Source organism: Paraburkholderia xenovorans (genome assembly GCF_046030735.1).
GTDB lineage: Bacteria > Pseudomonadota > Gammaproteobacteria > Burkholderiales > Burkholderiaceae > Paraburkholderia > Paraburkholderia xenovorans_A.
Genome location: NZ_JAQQBV010000101.1, coordinates 1 through 1,295, shown reverse-complemented (window position 1 = coordinate 1,295; position 1,295 = coordinate 1). Strand labels below are relative to the sequence as shown.

The following is a 1,295-nucleotide window of genomic DNA, read 5'->3' as shown; positions in this document are numbered from 1 at the left end:
TCGGGAAACTCGAAACGGAACAGACGTTCGTCATGCGCGAGCGGCGAGCGGCCGCCGACCATGTAGCGGATGTGCTGCTTCGAGAGTTCGTCGAAGGTCAGATCGACGGTCGCGAAACCGTGTGCTTCGAATGCGCCCGCGATCTGCGCGGACTCGCTGCGATTCCGGATCTGTACGCCCACAAAAATATGGGCGGAATTCGCATCCGCTATCCGGTAGTTGAATTCGGTGACGCTGCGCGTGCCGACCAGTTCGCAGAAGCGCCGGAAGCTGCCGCGCTCTTCGGGAATCGTCACCGCGAACACGGCTTCACGCGCTTCACCCACTTCGGCGCGCTCGGCGACGAAACGCATCCGGTCGAAGTTCATGTTCGCGCCCGACGTGATCGCGATCAGCGTCTGGTTCTCGATACCTTCTCGCTCGGCGTACTGCTTCGCGCCCGCTACCGCAAGTGCGCCAGCCGGTTCCAGCACGCTGCGCGTGTCCTGGAACACGTCCTTGATCGCCGCGCACAGTGCATCGGTATTCACGAGCAGAACATCGTCGAGATATTCGCGGCACAGGCGGAAGGTTTCTTCACCGACCAGCTTTACGGCCGTGCCATCAGAAAAGAGACCGACTTCATTCAGCGTAACCCGCTCGCCCGCTTTCAGCGACGCGCCCATCGCGCACGAATCGTCGGTTTGCACGCCGATCACCTTGATCTCCGGGCGCACCGATTTCACATACGCGGCCACACCCGCAGCGAGTCCACCACCGCCGATCGGCACGAAGATCGCATGAATCGGTCCCTGATGCTGGCTCAGAATTTCCATCGCGACCGTGCCCTGACCGGCGATCACATACGGATCGTCGAACGGATGCACGAAGGTCAGCCCGCGCTCTTCCTGCAACTTGACCGCGTGCCCATAAGCATCGCTGTACGACTCGCCGAACTGCACCACGTCGACCGTCGCGCCGCCATGAGCGCGCACCGCATCAACCTTCAGTTGCGGCGTCGTCACCGGCACGACGATGATTGCCTTCACGCCCATACGCGCCGCCGACAACGCCACGCCCTGCGCATGATTGCCCGCCGACGCGGTAATCACACCGCGCTCCAGCGCATCGGCCGGAATATGCGCCATCTTGTTGTACGCGCCGCGCACCTTGAACGAGAACACCGGCTGGTTGTCCTCGCGCTTCAGATAAACCGGATTGCGTAGCCGCGCCGACAGATTCGGCGCGCGTTCGAGTTCGGTTTCGCGAGCCACGTCGTAGACGCGCGCGGTCAGGATTTTCTTCAGATAGTCGTG

The 1,295-nt window shown here is 62.2% G+C and carries 1 protein-coding gene; it reads right to left on the bottom strand.

Translation table 11 applies throughout. From position 1 onward, the window contains the following. The coding region (gene ilvA, locus PQQ51_RS34285) for a threonine ammonia-lyase, biosynthetic (RefSeq protein WP_408501618.1) at positions 1-1,295 on the bottom strand (1,295 nt) is incomplete at both ends.